The organism is Pseudomonas hormoni, from assembly GCF_018502625.1.
GTDB lineage: Bacteria > Pseudomonadota > Gammaproteobacteria > Pseudomonadales > Pseudomonadaceae > Aquipseudomonas > Aquipseudomonas hormoni.
Genome location: NZ_CP075566.1, coordinates 936,016 through 952,674, shown reverse-complemented (window position 1 = coordinate 952,674; position 16,659 = coordinate 936,016). Strand labels below are relative to the sequence as shown.

Sequence of the window (16,659 nt, the reverse complement as noted above, 5' to 3'; positions counted from 1 at the left end):
TACGGCCAATTTCCGAAGGATACTAAAGTGGCGCCCATTGTCACTGGCTGATGCCAATGATCACTCTAGACTCAAATAAGCTACCCGCAGAACAACTTGCAGTCAGAACAATAACCACAGAGATCGCAGTCGTGGAAAACATCAAGCGTTTCAACAGCTTCGCCGAGTTTTACCCGTACTACCTGAGTGAACACAGCAACAGTACCTGCCGGCGATTGCACTTCATCGGCACGACGCTGGTTATTTTCATTCTGGCCCTGACCATCGGCAAAGGGGCTTGGCTATGGCTGCTGGCCCTTCCGCTGGCCGGCTACAGCTTCGCCTGGGTCGGGCATTTCTTCTTTGAAAAGAACCGTCCCGCGACTTTTCAACATCCGCTTTACAGCCTGCTCGGCGATTTCGTGATGTACCGCGACATGATTCTGGGACGCGTGCCGTTCTAGGCCCGATTGGCCAGCAATGCGTCCTGCGCAGTCAGTGCGCTGATGGTCACAGGTCCTACACTGAAAAAATCCCTTTCGACAAGAACAAGAGGATAGCCGATGAATGCCAATGCCCGTTTCACCCACATGCAGGACGGCACACAGGAAGACTGGGCGATCATCGCCGCGGACTTCAGTGCCTATGCGAGACAATTGCCGACACGGATTGTGGCGCACCTGAAACTGCTGGAGGGTGATTTTGGCGGCTTCCCGGTGGATCGTCTGACCCATTCCCTGCAAACCGCCAGCCGTGCCTGGCGCGATGGCCGCGACGAAGAGTACGTGGTGTGCGCCCTGCTTCACGACATCGGCGACACCTTGGGCTCCTACAACCATCCGGACATTGCAGCGGCAATCCTCAAGCCCTTCGTCAGCGCCGAGAATTTGTGGATGGTGGAGAAACACGGGATTTTCCAGGGGTACTATTTTTTCCATCACTTGGGCATGGATCGGCATTTGCGCGAGCAGTTCAGCGGTCATCCGCAGTATCAGGCGACCATCGAATTCTGCGCGAAGTACGATGCGGCGGCGTTTGATCCGGCTTACGAGACACTGCCGCTGAGTTTCTTTGAGCCGATGATGGAGCGGTTGTTTGCGCAGCCGAAGAACTCGATTTACAGGGCTGCGATGGAAGAGCATTCGCCAGCCTGATAGATCGCAGGGTGAAGACAGTTGCTCCCACATTCGACCGTGTTCTCAAGGACGACTCGGTCGAATGTGGGAGCGGGCTTGCTCGCGAAGAGGGCCGGCTCGAACACCCAAAATGTTATGCGGGTTCTGCGATTTTAATGGCTTTCAACTCCGCCTCCCGCGCTTGAGCATCCGCCAACCGGTACAACTCGATCGAACCATCCCAATGCTCGATCAGCGCCGTGCACGACTCCACCCAATCCCCGCAATTCAGGTAGTCCACTTCGCCGACCTTGCGAATCTCGGCATGGTGAATGTGCCCGCACACTACCCCGTGCAATTCGCGTTTGACGCATTCGTGGGCGATGGCTTCTTCGAAGTCGCTGATGAAGCTGACGGCGGTTTTCACCTTGTGCTTGAGGTACGCCGACAGCGACCAGTAACCGTAGCCATAACGGGCACGCCAGTGGTTGAGCCAACGGTTGAGGGTCAGGGTGAATTCGTAGGCCGAGTCGCCGAGAAAGGCCAGCCAGCGGTGATAGCGGGTGATCACATCAAACTGGTCACCATGAATCACCAGCAAATGGCGGCCATCGGCAGTCACGTGCACCGCTTCATCCACCAATTGAATATTGCCCAGAATCAGCTTCGAGTAACGACGCAGGAATTCGTCGTGGTTGCCGGTGACATAGATCACCTCGGTGCCGCGTTTGCTCATGGTCAAGAGGCGACGGATCACGTTGGTGTGCGCCTGCGGCCAGTACATGCCGCTGCGCAGTTTCCAACCGTCAATGATGTCGCCAACCAGGTAGACTTTGTCCGCGTGGTAGCCCTTGAGAAACTGCGACAAGTGCTCGGCCTGGCAATCCCGGGTGCCCAGATGCACATCGGAAATCCACAAGGTCCGCACACGTTGCTTACGACTGGGTTTGGCGAGCTCGGCGCTGGTCATGGGCAACCCTCTGCGATTGTTTTTGCAAGCTTGCGCCGGTCGGGTTAATTGCCCATGACAGTGACAAGTCAGTCCTGTGACAACGCGTTTGGACGACCTCGGTGTAGACTGACGGCCTTACCCGGGAGACCTGCGATGAGACCGATCCTCACGCTGCGCCAATACACTCACGACCTGATCGTCCACAGTCACGACCACGCGCAACTGGTGTTCGGGCTCTCGGGCGCGCTGGATTTCGAGGTCGACGGGCGAGGCAGTCAGGTGGTCCAGCAGAGTTTCGTGGTGGTCCCGTCCGGTTTCCATCATGCCTGTGGCAGCGCCAACGGCAGCCGCTGCCTGGTGCTGGACGTGCCCAGTGATCAATGGGTGGCTCAGTCCCTTGGCGAGCACGCCGATGCCAGTCGCCGTTTACTCGACAACGCCGGGCGTCTGCCGCTGGATGCCGGGCAAAGCCAATTGGTGAACTGGCTGGCGGGCAGTCAGGTCAGCGACCCGCTGATCGCGCAACAAGGCGCGGTGCTGTTGTTGGCCAGTCTCAACCATGCCAGGCCGGAAGTGATGGGGTGTCGGCGCCTGCCCTACGCCGCGTTGAATGCGCACATCGATCAGCACGCGGCCTACCCGCTGCAAGTCGCCGATCTGGCGCGCATCGCCGGCCTGTCCAGCGCTCGGCTGCATGCGCGGTTTGCCGCGGAATGCGGGCAGACGCCGATGGACTACATTCGCAGTCGTCGTTTGCATATGGCCGTGAGTCTGTTGCGGGATTCGGCTTTGCCCATTGGCGAGATTGCCAGCCGGGTTGGCTACAGCTCGCAAAGTGCATTTTCAGCGGCAGTGTTACGGGAGTTTGGCGCCTCTCCCGGAAAACTGCGGCGCGAGGCTGGCGACAAATGATGCGAGTTTGACGACAGACAGGCATGCCGACAGCCCTCTAGAGTGCACCTCTGTTGCTTATGTTCATCAAGGATTGCAATGACTCCCCGTACCGCCCTCGGCGCTCTGCATATCGGCGCACTGATGTTTGGCCTGACCGGTGTGTTCGGCAAACTCGCCGCCGCCTCCCCTGCCGTCATCGTCTTCGGTCGCGCGGCCTTTGCCGTGCTCGCCCTGGCCGTGTTCGCAAGGTTCGCCAGCCAGACGCGCTGGCAGAAACTTCAAGCCGTGGACTGGCGGCGACTGCTGCTCAGCGGCTTGCTGCTGGCCGGGCACTGGGTGAGTTTCTTTATCGCGGTGAAGGTCGCGGGCGTGGCGATCGCGACCCTGGGTTTCGCCAGTTTCCCGGCCTTTACCGTGATCCTGGAAGGGCTGATTTTCCGCGAGCGGATTCGCGCCAATGAAATCCTGCTGGTGGTGCTGGTGAGTGTCGGGCTGGTGCTGGTAACGCCTGATTTCGATCTGGCCAGCGGCGCCACCACCGGTCTGTTGTGGGCGGTGGGCTCCGGGTTGCTGTTTGCATTACTGTCCCTGACCAACCGCGCCAGTTCCGCAAGAATTCCGCCTGTACAGGCTGCGCTGTGCCAGAACGTGGTGGTCGCGTTGTGTTTGCTGCCGGTGGCGGCGCCGCAGTTGAGCGAAGTCCGCGCCATTGACTGGCTGTGGATCGGCCTGCTCGGGGTGTTCTGCACCGGCGTCGCTCACAGTCTGTTCGTCGCCAGCCTCGCGGTGATCAAGGCGCGCACCGCCGCCGTGGTGTTTGCGCTGGAGCCTGTATACGGCATCACCATGGCGTGGCTGCTGTTCAATGAAAACCCGACGCTGCGCATGTTGTTCGGCGGCGCCTTGATCATCGTCGCGATTGTGGTGTCCAGCAGGCTATCGGGCGCTTCAAGCAAGAAAACGGTCGCTGCCGAAGCCGCGTCTCACTGAGTGCGGTCGTTGTGCCCGAGGTCGCGGTCCGGATCGATCTGATCGCGGACCCGCTGCTTCAGCACCTTGGCTTCAGGGAAACCGCCGTCCTCCTTGCGCTCCCAGATCTGCACATCGTCACAGAAAATGTGAAACACACCACCGGTGCCAGGCACCAGCGACACCTTGCCCAAATCGTCGCCAAAGGTACTGAGCAGTTCTTGCGCCAACCACGCGGCACGCAATAGCCATTGGCATTGCGTGCAGTAGGTGATGACGATTTCGGGTTTGTGCGCGGTCATGACGAGGGAACTCCTGAACCAGAGGGCGCCGCCATGATAGAGGCTCAGCGAATACCGGCCAACAGCGTCCGCGCGGTTTGTTTAAGTGGCTCATCGCCGTCCTTGAGCAACTCGTTCAGCAGCTCGATGGCGCTGTCCAGATCACCGTCATCGATGCAGTTCTGGGCCTGTTCCAGTTTGCCTGCGTTGTCCGGCTCGGCGGGTTCCAGGCTCAGCGCTTCAAGCTCGAATGACGGGTCGGCATCCTTGAATTCGTCGAGAAAGTCGTCATCCAGTGACTGTGAGTCAGGCTCGGCGACCCACTCAAGCTCGGGTTCTTCTTCAGGCATCTCGAACACATCGGGCATCACGTGCAGGTTCGAGGTGAACGCGGGTTCCACAACCTCGGGTGGTTTGTCCGTAGGTTTAGTGCTATCGAAGGGACTGACCAGATCCCAACTCGAATCCATCGACAGATCATCCAGGTTCAACTGGAACTCGTCGCCGGGCACTGCTTCGGATTGAACGGGTGTTGCGATTACTGCCGCCGCAGCCACTGGCAACGCACTGTCCAGTTTCGGGTAGCGGGCACGAATGTCCTGAAGTTGCTGAGTATCAAATCCGGCATCTCGCAGGCTGTTTTCCTGAGCGTCATAGGCTGGCCCGTCACCTTGCTTGCCGAGGACTTCCAGCAACTGCACGGCCAGATCCGTGCGGTGTGGCTCCTTCGCCAGGGCATCACGCAACAAGCCCGCAGCTTCGGAAAAGCGGCCATAGGCCAGGTAAATGCCCACGCCTTCCAGCACATCCCCTGACGGCGTCTCGTCATGATGATCAGGCGCAGGTTTCGGCGGGGTGGGCTTCGCTAACGGCGCCACGGTTTGATCGAGCACCGGCTCGTGTCGCGACGGCAAAACGGGAGGATCTGCGGCCAGCACCTGAACCTGCTGTCGTTGGCGGCGAACAAACAGTCCCACCAACAGCAAGGCCACCAACGCCGACAACCCGGCGATCTGCGGCCAATTGGACGCCTCGGGCTCTTGTACCGTGACCGATGCTGGCGCCACAACTTCCGGCGTCACCGGGGGCGCCTGGACCTCCGCCAATTGCGTTTGCAGTTCGGTGATCTGTTTTTTCTGACCGGCGATCTGTTCGTCCTGGCCCTGAAGTTTTGCATTCAGCTCATCGACGGTTTTTTGCAGCTGCTGGTTTTGCAGCACGCTGGCGGCCAATTGCTCGGCGACGGGATCAATGACGGGGGCGGCGGGCTGTTCAACTTTAGGGGCCGTTTTTTGGGCCGCGGCGGGCGGTGCAGTGGCTGGTTTGACACTCGGGTATGGAGAGTTCGGGGAGCTGGCTACTGGTTCGTCGGCCACCGGCACGATCCCCGGCGTACCCGGCGGATCGATCAGCACCGTGTACTCGCGCAGCACGCGCCCGTTGGGCTGATTGAGTTGCACGAGGAAATTCAGAAAAGGTTCGTTGACGACTTTATTGGAGCTCACCCGGATCAGGCTGCGGTTGCCCCGCAGGATGGGCGTGAACTTCAGGTCATTGAGAAAGAACACCCGCTCGACGCCGGCACGACTGAATTCGTCCGCGGTCGCCAGGCTGACGGACAAGTCGCCCTCCTCCAGACCGGCAGCATCCACCAGGGCGATGTCGGCACGCAGCGGTTGATTCAGCGCCGAATGCACGGTGATTTCACCCAGCCCCAGCGCGGGCGCCAATGCCGAGTAAGTCACAGCCCCACCGGCCAGAACCAGCCTGGCGGACCACCGCAGTACAACGTGCCAACTCTCGAGCATGAGCATCCCTTAGATAACCAGAACCAACCGGTGCGTGTTCGCACATCCGGTACGAACACGATATTGCCTAGTAGTTCTTTATAGTCTGCCCAACGGGGTATCTCAAAAAGCTTACACCCGGTTCTGCCTCAAGATTTTTCCAGGTTGGCCAGAATGTGCCCGTGAACACGCATGCAGACCTTCAGATCCGCCTCGTCGACGCCTTCAAACAGCTCATGGCGCAGCTGAGTGGCAATGGTTTCAATTTGTTCGATCAGGGGACGGGCCGGGGCGCAGAGGACGATTTTTTTCGCCCGACGGTCTTCCACCACGGCCTGACGCTGGACGAGGCCCTGTGTTTCCAGACTGTCGAGCAGTCGCGCCAGGGTCGGCCCTTCGACGCCGACGCTTTGCGCCAGTTCGCGCTGGGTCGGCGCCTCCTCGAAACGCGCCAGGTGCAGTAGCACCAGCCAGCGCGCCTGGGACAAACCCAGGCCGGCCAGACGGCGGTCCAGTTCGGCACGCCAGCCGCGCGACATCTGGGCCAGTTGCATGCCAAATCGGTGTTGATCGGTTAACGGCATAAAACACTCATGATTAGACTGAAATAGAGAAAAACTAATTATTAGTCAGCTAAGCATGACCCTTGGCTGGAGGCAAGGCTTGCTCTGTACTGAATCGTTACATCAATACAACCCTGTCCGAAATTTGAAACTCAGATCTCGAATTCGGATTGCAGCGCGGCTCGAACACAGTACAAAACACCTTCCGGCACGCGACCGGCGAACAGCGCGGCAATCTCCGCCACCGGCGGCAACTCGCCCTCGCCGTCGAGGAACGCATCCTGGACTTCGCCCATCAAGTCTTCGGGCAGGTCCAGTGCCTGTTCCAGCGACAACTGCTGCTTGCCGATCGCCTCGGCGAGCATGGTGTAGACGTTCTTTTCTGAGCACTGCAATTGACCGGCGATTTGCAGCGGCGTCATGCCGGCCCGAGCGAGGGTGATCAGCTCATGGCGCACATCGGCCACCACTTTCGGCGCCTCGACCTGGCCACCGAGCACTTCGAGGAAAGCCTCGCCGTACCGTTCCAGTTTGCGCGCACCGACGCCGCTGACCGTGGCCATTTCCGCCAGCGAGGTCGGCTGGCTGCGGAGCATTTCCAGCAACGTCGAGTCGGGGAAGATGACGTAAGGCGGCACACCGTGCTCTTCGGCGAGCTTGCGACGCAAGGCGCGCAAGGCTTCCCACTGCTCGCGTTCTTCGCCACGGACCAGTTGGCTCGCCTGGCTCTTGCTGCTTTTCGCGGTGGTTTGCGGCTTGAGGTCGCGGCGCAGTTCCAGGGTCACTTCGCCCTTGAGCAGCGGCCGACAAGTGTCACTGAGGCGCAGACCGCCGTAACCTTCGAGATCGATGTCGGCCAGACCACGTGCAACCAGTTGCCGGAACAAGGAGCGCCATTCGCTCTCGCCCATCGCCTTGCCGACACCGTAGACCGACAGATGCTGATGGCCGAAGCTGCGGACCTTTTCGTTGTCCTTGCCCAGCAACACGTCCACCAGATGGCCGACGCCATAGCGCTGACCGGTGCGGTAAATCGCCGAGAGCGCCTGACGGGCCGGCTCGGTGGCGTCCCAGGTCTGCACGCCATCGACGCAGTTATCGCAATGGCCGCACGGCTCCGGCATGTCTTCATCGAAGTACGCCAGCAACGTTTGACGTCGGCAGCGGGTTTCTTCGCAGAGCGAGAGCATGGCGTCGAGCTTGTGCTGCTCCAGACGCTTGTGGCGCTCGTCGCCTTCGGAGTTCTGCAGCATCTGCTTGAGCATCACCACGTCTTGCAGGCCGTAGGCCATCCAGGCATCTGCCGGCAGACCGTCACGGCCGCCGCGACCGGTTTCCTGGTAGTACGCCTCAAGGGATTTCGGCAGATCGAGGTGCGCAACAAACCGAACGTTGGGCTTGTCGATGCCCATGCCGAACGCCACGGTGGCGACCATGATCAGGCCTTCCTCGTTAAGGAAGCGCTTCTGATGGTGGGCCCGCGTTTCGTTTGCCAGACCGGCGTGATATGGGAGTGCCGGGAAGCCCTGCTCGCTGAGGAACACCGCCACTTCGTCGACTTTTTTGCGCGACAGGCAATAGACGATGCCGGCATCGCTGCGTCGCTCGGCGAGGAACGCCAGCAACTGCTTGCGCGGCTGCTCCTTGGGCACGATGCGGTAGAAAATGTTCGGTCGGTCGAAACTGGAGAGGAAGCGCTCGGCATCCTGCAAGTGCAAACGGTCGACGATTTCTTCGCGGGTGCGTTTGTCGGCGGTCGCGGTAAGGGCGATGCGCGGGACGTTGGGGAACAGCTCTGCCAACTGGCCCAGTTGCAGGTATTCGCGGCGGAAGTCGTGACCCCATTGCGACACGCAGTGCGCTTCGTCGATGGCGAATAAGGCGATTTCAAGACTTTGCAGGAAGGCCAGCATGCGCGGCTGGACCAGGCGCTCGGGCGCGAGATAAAGCATCTTCACTTCACCGCGTTTGATCCGCGCGGCGAGGTCGCGTTGTTGCTCGGCGCTCAGCGTGGAGTTCAACGCAGCGGCCGCGACGCCCAGTTCTTCGAGGGTAGCCACCTGGTCGTCCATCAACGCGATCAGCGGCGACACCACGACTGCCAGGCCTTCGCGCAGCAGCGCCGGCACCTGGAAGCACAGGGATTTGCCGCCACCGGTAGGCATCAGCACCAGGGCGTCGCCGCCGCTGGCCACGCGCTCAATGATTGCACCCTGACGGCCACGAAAACTGTCGTAGCCGAAGATGTCCTTGAGGACGCGTTGAGCCTGTTCGAGCATAAAAACTCCAAAAATCACCAAAACATCCCTGCAAGGCTGGTTCAGGATCCGCAACGCTGCACTGACAAATCGTAAGTGCGCATTGCATGACGCTTCACATTTCAGCCACGACGCCAGCAGGGCATCACAAAACGCGGGAGTATACCCGAGGCCTGTCCGGCAAAGGGTGCCGCTGATAAGACACACAAAATCCAACATGGCGCAGAACCTGTGGGAGCGGGCTTGCTCGCGAAGGCGGCCTGACTTTCAACATTTACATTGACTGATACACCGCTTTCGCAGGCAAGCCCGCTCCCACAGGTTGTTCGCGGTGCTCCGCGAGGTCGCATGGCTGCAAATATCCCGCGCGGCTGGCCTGAGTGCTCAAGAAGGCCTAGAATTCCCGCATCTGTTTAATTCCCAAGGTAGCCCTTTAATGTCCTTCGCTGAGCAACTAACCCGCCTGCAAGTCTTCCTCGACGCCGATGAACTGCATGACGAGGCGCTGGACTACGTGGCCGCCCACGGCTACCTCACCGCGCTGTCGATCTGTTCCGAAAGCGTTCCCGACCGTGAATGGATCGATGCCCTCTTCGCCGAAGAGCCGCATTATGCCGACGACACCGAGCGTGAAGCGATCGAATCCACCCTGCTCGCTCTCAAGGCTCACATCGCCCGCCAACTGGCGTCCGATGAAGAATTCGAGCTGCCGTGCGACCTGGACCTGGGCGAAGAGCCGGATGATTCCGACCTGCGCGGCTGGTGCATCGGTTTCATGGAAGGCGTGTTCCTGCGCGAAGCGGCCTGGTTCGAAACCGCCGAAGACGAAGTCAGCGAAATGCTGCTGCCGATCATGGTCGGTTCGGGTCTGTTCGACGAACAGCCTGAGTTCGAAGACATCGCCAAAGACGCCAACCTGATGGACGACATGATCGTGCAGATCCCGGAAGCCCTGACCGCGCTGTACCTGCTGTGCCAGGCGCCAGACGAAAAACCGGCGATTCTCAAGCCACGTCACCACTAAGGTTTCGCCTATGGACAATCCCATAGGCAACCGCTCCCTGATGTTGCGCTACCTCCTGCTGGCCATCGGCTGGCTGAGCGTAGCGCTGGGGGTAATCGGGATTTTCCTGCCGGTATTGCCCACCACGCCTTTCCTGCTGCTGGCGGCGGCCTGCTTCGCCCGCAGTTCGCCGCGCTTTTACCACTGGCTGGTGGAGCATCCACGGCTCGGGCCATGGATTCGCGACTACCTCGACGGCAACGGCATTCCGCTCAAGGGCAAGGTCTACGCCATCGTCCTGATGTGGGTGAGTATTCTATTTTCGTGCTACCTGGTGCCTCTGCCGTGGGCACGCGGTTTTATGTTGACCAGTGCGGTGCTGGTGACGATCTACATCGTTCGTCAGAAGACTTTGCGTAAATCCTGAAACTCTCTTCACTTTTAAGGCGAATAAGCCCGCCTTTTAATCCCGCGATCGCCCCCTCCGCTCATCGGAAAACTACTCAAACCTGTTATTTTTGACAGTAGCCAATTCATCAGTTCGAGGCCATAAATCACTCCGTCCCTTCCCAAACCGGAGTCATGATCATGACCGATTTCCCCTCGAACAATTTATCGCAGACGACCAACGATCTGGTTGACGAAAATCTTTTAACAGTCAGCAAAATCCTCGATCGTAACGGCGTTTCCATTGGCAGAACCACCTACGAAACGGCCATTAAAGTTTCCGGCATCAACGCTGAACCAAAAAACAAAGTATGGATAATGAACGGTAATGAAGAACTGGGCGAAGCAACCACCGGCGATTCCGGCGAATGGGAAAGCCCGCTGCTCGATTTGAAGCACTTCGATTGCTACAAGGTGCGCGCCGTCGGCCAATGGAGTCCCAACCCTTCGTCACTGCCCAGAAACTTTACGGCGGCTACCCGGACGCCGATCATCAACGAAGTACTCAGCGATGGGAAGCCGATTGCTGACAATGACACCATCAGTACTACAGAAGTCACCTTCTTCGTAAACGCGATCCCGAGCCAGAATGCCCGGTTATTTAATGGTGAAGATTTACTTAAAACGGAACCAACTAATAACTGCGGAAAATGTACTTTTGTTCTGACCGATCTGGAACCAGCAACCTACCGCATCAAGGTCAAGGCTACCAATGACAATGAGTCAACCGTTTTCAACTTTACCGTAAAAGAGGACGTTACCACGCCGGTAACCCTCGACAAGGTGACCGACCTTGACGGAAACGAAATCGGAAAAAACACCACAACGTCCAAAACCTCCCTGTATGTCGAAGGGGAAGGTAAAAAGGATGAGAAGGTAGAAATTTTCAACGGCACCGACTCGTTGGGTGAAGCCACAGTGGATGCCGCAGGTCGGTACAAGCATCCGATTGGCCCGCTGGCCGACGGCCCCTACGACCTCACCGCCGTCGCACAATGGACAGATGGCGGGACCTCCGATCCTTATCCGTTTACCGTGGAAGCTATCAAACTGGCAACCCTCGACAAGGTCACCGACCTTGACGGAAACAAGATCGAAAAAAACACCACAACGTCCAAAACCTCCCTGTATGTCGAAGGGGAAGGTAAAAAGGATGAGAAGGTAGAAATTTTCAACGGCACCGACTCGTTGGGTGAAGCCACAGTGGATGCCGCAGGTCGGTACAAGCATCCGATTGGCCCGCTGGCCGACGGCCCCTACGACCTCACCGCCGTCGCACAATGGACAGATGGCGGGACCTCCGATCCTTATCCGTTTGCCGTGAAAGCGGCCTCCAACGCACCGACAAACACCCGTATTTATGATGCCGACGGGAATGTAATTGCTGATGGCGGAGACATAAACAAGAGCTGGTTTATTGCCAGGGGCGACCATACGCCGAATAGTGTGGTCAAGATAAAGGTCAACGGTGTTATCCAAACAAAATCAGAGACCACCAACGATGAAGGTAAATGGGCGTTTTTCCTAAGCGATCTGAAAGTCGGGGAAACCTATGAAATTATTGCCCTGACGGAAGATGAAACGGCTGAGTCCGATCCATGGAGGGTCGTCGCACAGCCCCCTTCCAAAAGCTAAAAAACTTGCAGCAGACAGAACGAAAAAAAACCGCTTATAGCGGTTTTTTTTCGTCCCTCACATTTAAAACTGATAGTTCACACCAAAGGTGACGGCCACGGGCTGCTCGACATTTTTACCCTTGGCATAATCGATACCGACATCTAAACGCAGCGTCTCAGACAACGAGGCCGTCAACCCAACACCGGCTTCAAAACCGCTACCCGAAAGGTTGGTATTGATCGTGTTTCCGTTGACCCGAACGTTGTTGTCGTTCGATGCAAATTCATGGACTACCGCTACCCGCCCGTATGGACGCACCTGAGTATTACCCAGATCGATGCTTCGACCTGCCATGACGCCCAGCTTTGTCCGCAACGAATGTGTGCGGTCACCTTCGGCTTCCATGTCATTGTCCAGGTGATAGTTCTTGCCCTGGATGACTGCGGCGGATACCTGAGCAGAAGGTTTGGCGAACCAGCCATCCCCAAGGTCGATATTGCGGCCGCCTTCTACGATCGCACTCACTGCCGAGTTGCTGTAATCGCCTTCGGCACGCTTGCCATCGCTCATCCTGACTTTGGATTCATTGCGGAAATGGTTGAACTTCAGAGCGCCATCAACGTAGTAGCCAGTGTCGCGATTCAGCCAGCCAAAATAGGGACCGAAGTAGTAACTGTTGACCTCGGCCGAGGTGCCGCCATTGAGATCCAGATCGGACTTGCTGTAACCCGCCAGCATACCGACCGTCCAGGGACTGTCACCCAGCCGGGTGTCCGCGCCCATAGTGAAACCCTGCTGCTGTTGACGATAACCCACACCCGATGAACCGTCGTCAACGTTCCACTTATTGCCATACGACCGTACCCACAGGCCATGGCGCTTATCGTCCGCCTGCAACTCGCTCATGCGGTTTTCCAGCGACTTCAATTCGCCATACGACACGGTAAGGGCGGTTTGAAACAGGGCCGCCACCGATTGCGCACCGGACGTGAGCCGGGTGGTAGGGTTCAGGTAATACTCGGTGCCGCCGGTGGCATTGGTTCTTTCTTCCAGATCGTATTCAAATGTCCCCACGTCAACCCGGCCTCCCAGCAACGAGAAGGCGGCGTGGTTATTGGCGATCTGCACCAGCGTCAATGGTTGAGGAGACGTTGCGTCCTTACCCGAAGCATTGACGGCCAATTCGTAGCTGCCGGTAGCCGTATCGGCTTTCAGCAAGTCGCTTGCACCGGTCTGGAAATTGCCCTGCATGGCAATGATGCCGTTGCCATTGAGCGTACCCACTTCGAGTTGACGATTCGCACGCACCGCGCCAGGCGTACCGAAATTGACAATGCCGTCGTTCATCGACAAGTTGTCGATCCTGTCATTGTCGACCATGGTCAGGCTCGACTGGTTGAGCGTCAGGTTGCTGTTATTCAAGCGCCCGGTGAACGATGAGCCATTGTTCAAGGTGACATTGGCGGTGGAGCCGCTTTCACGCAGGATGTCCCCCACCATCGAGCCGCCGTGGAACGAGAGGTCGACGGTGCTGTTCTGCAGGACTTGCACGTTGCCTTCCAGCGCACTGCCGACGACATTCATTGCCGCCGAGGAGGCGCCTTGTACCTTCAACAGAGTCCCGTCAGCCGCCCGCAGAACACTGTTGTTCTGCACTTGGATGGTCGCGCCTAGAACGCCGCCTTCCACCAGAATCGCCGGCCCGCTGCGACCTTCTACGGTGGAATTGTCCAGCAGCAATGTATTGGTACCGAGGCCGTTGGCGTCATTGGTCATCCGTACGCCCGCGCTGTCGCCGCTGATCAGCGTGCCTGCCAGTGCGCGTACATCACCGCCGCGACTGTCCAGGCCGATGCTGCCGGCATTGGTGCCCCGCAGTTCACTGTTGGTTAGCGTCAAGGTACTCAGACCGGTGACCAGTGCGCCGGTCTCTCCGCCCAGGAACCGGCTATCGGTAGCCTCGACCGTCGAGCCCTGCGTCGACGACGGTGGTCGAGCCACCCATAAAGCACGGGTGTCCGCCGTCACGGTGGCCCGTCGAATGGTGGCCTGACTATCAGAAACCTGAATCCCATAGAAGCCGGGATTGCCATTGACGGTCGCGCCGTCGATGTTCAAGGTCGACCCGGTCTGGATGGTCAAGCTTTGGGTCGTTACTGCCCCTGCATTGAGTATGCCGCCATCTTTCACCACATAGTCGCTGATTGGGTCCGTCGGATCGATCGTCACGTTCTCGCCGGCGCCAACTTCGATCGCCGCCATCGCGGAAGTGCTTACCAAAAAAAAAGCCGGCAACAATGCCAGCACTTTGAATGTCGTTACGGTCACAGGTTTATTTGAGGCTAGGTTGTCCAAACTCATGGTTCTGTCCTTTCGTCTTCTTGTCTCCTGCAAAGAAGCGGAGAACGTTGAGGGCTGCGGACGATACAGAGACTTCCTACAAAAAAATGTAGGATTAATCTCTGAAAGCGTGAGAAAAAACCGATGCAGGAAACTCAATAAAAACAACTCCGTATATCCGGCGCCTCGACACCGGATATACAGTTGGACTCAGCCAGGATACTTTTGCCTACTGGCACTCGACCTATGCATCAATCGGTTTTGTCAGATCGCATGTATCCGTGCCGTTATACGCACTGACCCGAACAACATCGCCATCTCTCGCGACAAATTCCTTATTGATAGTGACCTCATAGCTCACCCGACCATAACCATTGAGCGTCGCCAGCATATATGCATAGGGCATATACCTCTCATAACCGGCAGCCGCTTCAGCTGGAGTAGGGGCATATGGAGCATCCGCCCACTCAGATCCGGAAATAGGAGTCCCAGGAGTATTTGTAGCATACCCTTCGTACTTCACCGTAACTTGATTGTTCGCCAGCCGTGTATCCGCAGGAACATTAACAACCAACACTATCGAGCCATCGGGCAGTTTTCTCAACGCGCTACAGTTCAAACCTATCAACGGATTGGAATGCATGTATTTGAATCCGGCCGCGGCCAAGACGATTGGCGTTAAATTGATATTCGCATAATCCAATCTAGAATCCGCTTCATTAAAATTCAGGTCATGCGTCACACGGACCTGAAGTTGTGTGGCACCACTACCCGGGACACTCGCAAGAAAGTCCCAATCAAACGTAAACTCAACGGGTTTGCCTCGATCATCAGAGTCACTCGGTTCAAAGATTCCGCCCGGCGGTGGAACTTCATGACCACCAACGTACAATTGAGCAGAGTCTCCTACTTTGAAAAGAGTATGATAGGGTAAATACCCTTTAACGGCCCCACCATGTTGTTTATCTGCTGCCGTCAGTATATTGATGTCATCGGAGACCGGCCCCTTAATCCACGGGAGAAGCATACTCTCGTCTGGGGGACTGGGTTTAGCGGGGTCAAACGGTGCACATGGTTTTCGGGTGTCCAGCAAATAATTGGTGACGATAGGTGTAATCGGATAAAAAAAGATGCCACGTTTAATTCTGTAGCCCAGTTTCAGATCACTTCTGAGATGCCCCTTTTCAATAAGCGCATGGTTATCAAGATTATGCAAAAATTCACTTGCGGGTATAGCCTTCTCAGGCTGATCTACTCCATCGATGTTATATACAATTGTATCCAGTGAACTATTAAAGTTTGGAATCGGCAGTTTAAGGCCGGCACCCAACCCATCGATCAATTCCTGAACACCAATCATATCAAGCGTCGGATCTGGTATTTGGGGAACGTTCAGGGGTTCTGCCACAACAGGTTTAAGATCTTTGAACACATACAATACTGTTTCTGCGGATGGCAAGGACGGAACGCCTGGATAACTCGTTGCCTCACAAAAAACAATATACCTCCCATCGAAATTAAGGACGTGAGCAGTCGTCAAATCGAACTCTAGCGTTTGATTTAAGTTAGCCTCTGTAATTGTTATAGACCCAACTTCTTGCTTAGTATTTTTATCACGACCGATATAGCATGTAATTTTAGCCCCAAGCTTCTGATTCGACCAAGGCGCATACTTCAACTTAACAGTCTTACCTGCGGCAAAGTCATCCGGATCCAATCCATAATCTATTGCGGTTTGCGGTGGTTCTACTGACTTGTCGAGCAAGGGCGCGGCGGTATCGACCACGTATTCGAATACCCCTACGTCCGCAGGGTTACCCTGAAACTCGAAGGCCAAACTGATTTTACGCAAACCGGGAGCATCTTTGGTCGCCAACCGGAGGGTCATGGGAATGGGAGGAAGGGGGTCAAGAGGTGTTAGCCCTTCAAATTTTGATGCGGTATCCGGGGAACCATCTACCGTCAGAAACGCCTCAATGAAACTCGATGGCAGGGCATCTTGCCCGTCAAATTGCGGGAGCATAAATTCCAGCGGCTTACTAAAAAAACTATAAGGAAGGTACTTCGGGCCGCCTGCTTCCAAAGGATCCAAAAAGGGGTTGGCGTCGCCAGGAGAAGGAGCCTCCATATCAATAACGCGTATGCTGTTTCGATACGCCAGGTAGTCCATTCTTCTTTTTCTGGCGTTAACAGGAAAGCCTTGTTTGATAGACATTTCGCTACTCCTTTGATGTTGAGCTTTATCGCCCAGATATGCGGTCTTCCAATGCCGAACGAAGAGCGCCGACACTGATCACCTGTGTTAAATCAATGAGTGTTCGCACCATTGCCCCACTCATCTCGATGTCTCGATTTAAAGGCAGACACGAAAGGCTGGCTACTGTCAGAAATCACAGGTTTTGCTACCGCTGGTCGGACACTTCCCTAAATTCCGCACAACAAAAAACCCGCCAC

The 16,659-nt window shown here is 56.9% G+C and carries 14 protein-coding genes; 7 read left to right on the top strand and 7 right to left on the bottom strand.

The window, feature by feature from the left end; all coding sequences use genetic code 11:
* Window positions 1-131 precede the first annotated feature (131 nt).
* Together KJF94_RS04380 and KJF94_RS04375 are read left to right on the top strand one after the other, a co-directional pair.
* Window positions 132-443, top strand: a complete 312-nt coding sequence (locus KJF94_RS04380; protein ID WP_214381448.1) for an Mpo1-like protein — start codon at window positions 132-134, stop codon at window positions 441-443.
* A gap of 99 nt (window positions 444-542) precedes the next feature.
* The gene (locus tag KJF94_RS04375) at window positions 543-1,133 is read left to right on the top strand and encodes an HD domain-containing protein (protein WP_214381446.1); all 591 of its coding nucleotides are present in this window, start codon (window positions 543-545) and stop codon (window positions 1,131-1,133) included.
* Window positions 1,134-1,248: 115 nt separating this feature from the next.
* On the opposite strand, the gene KJF94_RS04370 is transcribed toward KJF94_RS04375, so the two are convergent.
* Window positions 1,249-2,064: a UDP-2,3-diacylglucosamine diphosphatase gene (locus KJF94_RS04370; RefSeq protein ID WP_214381444.1), complete on the bottom strand. Its 816-nt coding sequence runs from the start codon at window positions 2,062-2,064 to the stop codon at window positions 1,249-1,251.
* A gap of 135 nt (window positions 2,065-2,199) precedes the next feature.
* On the opposite strand from KJF94_RS04370, the gene KJF94_RS04365 reads away from it, so the two are divergent.
* Window positions 2,200-2,958, top strand: a complete 759-nt coding sequence (locus KJF94_RS04365; RefSeq protein WP_214381442.1) for a helix-turn-helix transcriptional regulator — start codon at window positions 2,200-2,202, stop codon at window positions 2,956-2,958.
* Between the two features lie 78 nt (window positions 2,959-3,036).
* Complete coding sequence (locus KJF94_RS04360; protein WP_214381440.1) at window positions 3,037-3,930, top strand: DMT family transporter; 894 nt, start codon at window positions 3,037-3,039, stop codon at window positions 3,928-3,930.
* On the opposite strand, the gene KJF94_RS04355 is transcribed toward KJF94_RS04360, so the two are convergent.
* The 4 genes from KJF94_RS04355 to recQ all read right to left on the bottom strand — a co-directional run bounded on the left by KJF94_RS04355 (window position 3,924) and on the right by recQ (window position 8,819).
* Window positions 3,924-4,211, bottom strand: coding sequence for an Rdx family protein (locus KJF94_RS04355; RefSeq protein ID WP_214381438.1), 288 nt, complete (start codon window positions 4,209-4,211; stop codon window positions 3,924-3,926). The two genes, KJF94_RS04360 and KJF94_RS04355, sit on opposite strands and share 7 nt — an antisense overlap.
* Window positions 4,212-4,255: 44 nt before the next feature.
* Entirely contained in the window at window positions 4,256-5,998 is a 1,743-nt protein-coding gene (locus KJF94_RS04350) for a motility hub landmark protein FimV (RefSeq protein ID WP_214381436.1), read from the bottom strand.
* Window positions 5,999-6,126: 128 nt separating this feature from the next.
* On the bottom strand, window positions 6,127-6,561 hold the full coding sequence (locus KJF94_RS04345; protein ID WP_084320510.1) for a MarR family transcriptional regulator: 435 nt from the start codon (window positions 6,559-6,561) through the stop codon (window positions 6,127-6,129).
* Window positions 6,562-6,692: 131 nt separating this feature from the next.
* Window positions 6,693-8,819 (bottom strand): DNA helicase RecQ, encoded by a 2,127-nt coding sequence (gene recQ / locus KJF94_RS04340; protein WP_214381435.1) that lies wholly within the window; start codon window positions 8,817-8,819, stop codon window positions 6,693-6,695.
* Between the two features lie 415 nt (window positions 8,820-9,234).
* On the opposite strand from recQ, the gene KJF94_RS04335 reads away from it, so the two are divergent.
* The 3 genes from KJF94_RS04335 to KJF94_RS04325 all read left to right on the top strand — a co-directional run bounded on the left by KJF94_RS04335 (window position 9,235) and on the right by KJF94_RS04325 (window position 11,883).
* Window positions 9,235-9,822: a UPF0149 family protein gene (locus KJF94_RS04335; protein ID WP_030130067.1), complete on the top strand. Its 588-nt coding sequence runs from the start codon at window positions 9,235-9,237 to the stop codon at window positions 9,820-9,822.
* A 10-nt stretch (window positions 9,823-9,832) separates the two neighbouring features.
* A complete protein-coding gene (locus KJF94_RS04330; RefSeq protein ID WP_214381433.1) occupies window positions 9,833-10,228 on the top strand; it encodes a YbaN family protein in 396 nt (131 codons plus the stop codon).
* 161 nt (window positions 10,229-10,389) lie between these two features.
* Window positions 10,390-11,883, top strand: coding sequence for a hypothetical protein (locus KJF94_RS04325; RefSeq protein ID WP_214381431.1), 1,494 nt, complete (start codon window positions 10,390-10,392; stop codon window positions 11,881-11,883).
* Between the two features lie 63 nt (window positions 11,884-11,946).
* On the opposite strand, the gene KJF94_RS04320 is transcribed toward KJF94_RS04325, so the two are convergent.
* The gene (locus tag KJF94_RS04320; RefSeq protein ID WP_214381429.1) at window positions 11,947-14,226 is read right to left on the bottom strand and encodes an autotransporter outer membrane beta-barrel domain-containing protein; all 2,280 of its coding nucleotides are present in this window, start codon (window positions 14,224-14,226) and stop codon (window positions 11,947-11,949) included.
* A 223-nt stretch (window positions 14,227-14,449) separates the two neighbouring features.
* Complete coding sequence (locus KJF94_RS04315; protein WP_214381427.1) at window positions 14,450-16,420, bottom strand: hypothetical protein; 1,971 nt, start codon at window positions 16,418-16,420, stop codon at window positions 14,450-14,452.
* Between the last annotated feature and the right edge of the window lie 239 nt (window positions 16,421-16,659).

Coding starts and splice junctions, on each gene's coding strand:
- KJF94_RS04355 (WP_214381438.1), bottom strand. CDS start 4,211: ATGACCGCGCACAAACCCGAAATCGTCATCACCTACTGCACGCAATGC.
- KJF94_RS04325 (WP_214381431.1), top strand. CDS start 10,390: ATGACCGATTTCCCCTCGAACAATTTATCGCAGACGACCAACGATCTG.
- KJF94_RS04345 (WP_084320510.1), bottom strand. CDS start 6,561: ATGCCGTTAACCGATCAACACCGATTTGGCATGCAACTGGCCCAGATG.
- KJF94_RS04375 (WP_214381446.1), top strand. CDS start 543: ATGAATGCCAATGCCCGTTTCACCCACATGCAGGACGGCACACAGGAA.
- KJF94_RS04370 (WP_214381444.1), bottom strand. CDS start 2,064: ATGACCAGCGCCGAGCTCGCCAAACCCAGTCGTAAGCAACGTGTGCGG.
- KJF94_RS04335 (WP_030130067.1), top strand. CDS start 9,235: ATGTCCTTCGCTGAGCAACTAACCCGCCTGCAAGTCTTCCTCGACGCC.
- KJF94_RS04315 (WP_214381427.1), bottom strand. CDS start 16,420: ATGTCTATCAAACAAGGCTTTCCTGTTAACGCCAGAAAAAGAAGAATG.
- KJF94_RS04320 (WP_214381429.1), bottom strand. CDS start 14,226: ATGAGTTTGGACAACCTAGCCTCAAATAAACCTGTGACCGTAACGACA.
- KJF94_RS04365 (WP_214381442.1), top strand. CDS start 2,200: ATGAGACCGATCCTCACGCTGCGCCAATACACTCACGACCTGATCGTC.
- KJF94_RS04350 (WP_214381436.1), bottom strand. CDS start 5,998: ATGCTCGAGAGTTGGCACGTTGTACTGCGGTGGTCCGCCAGGCTGGTT.
- recQ (WP_214381435.1), bottom strand. CDS start 8,819: ATGCTCGAACAGGCTCAACGCGTCCTCAAGGACATCTTCGGCTACGAC.
- KJF94_RS04330 (WP_214381433.1), top strand. CDS start 9,833: ATGGACAATCCCATAGGCAACCGCTCCCTGATGTTGCGCTACCTCCTG.
- KJF94_RS04360 (WP_214381440.1), top strand. CDS start 3,037: ATGACTCCCCGTACCGCCCTCGGCGCTCTGCATATCGGCGCACTGATG.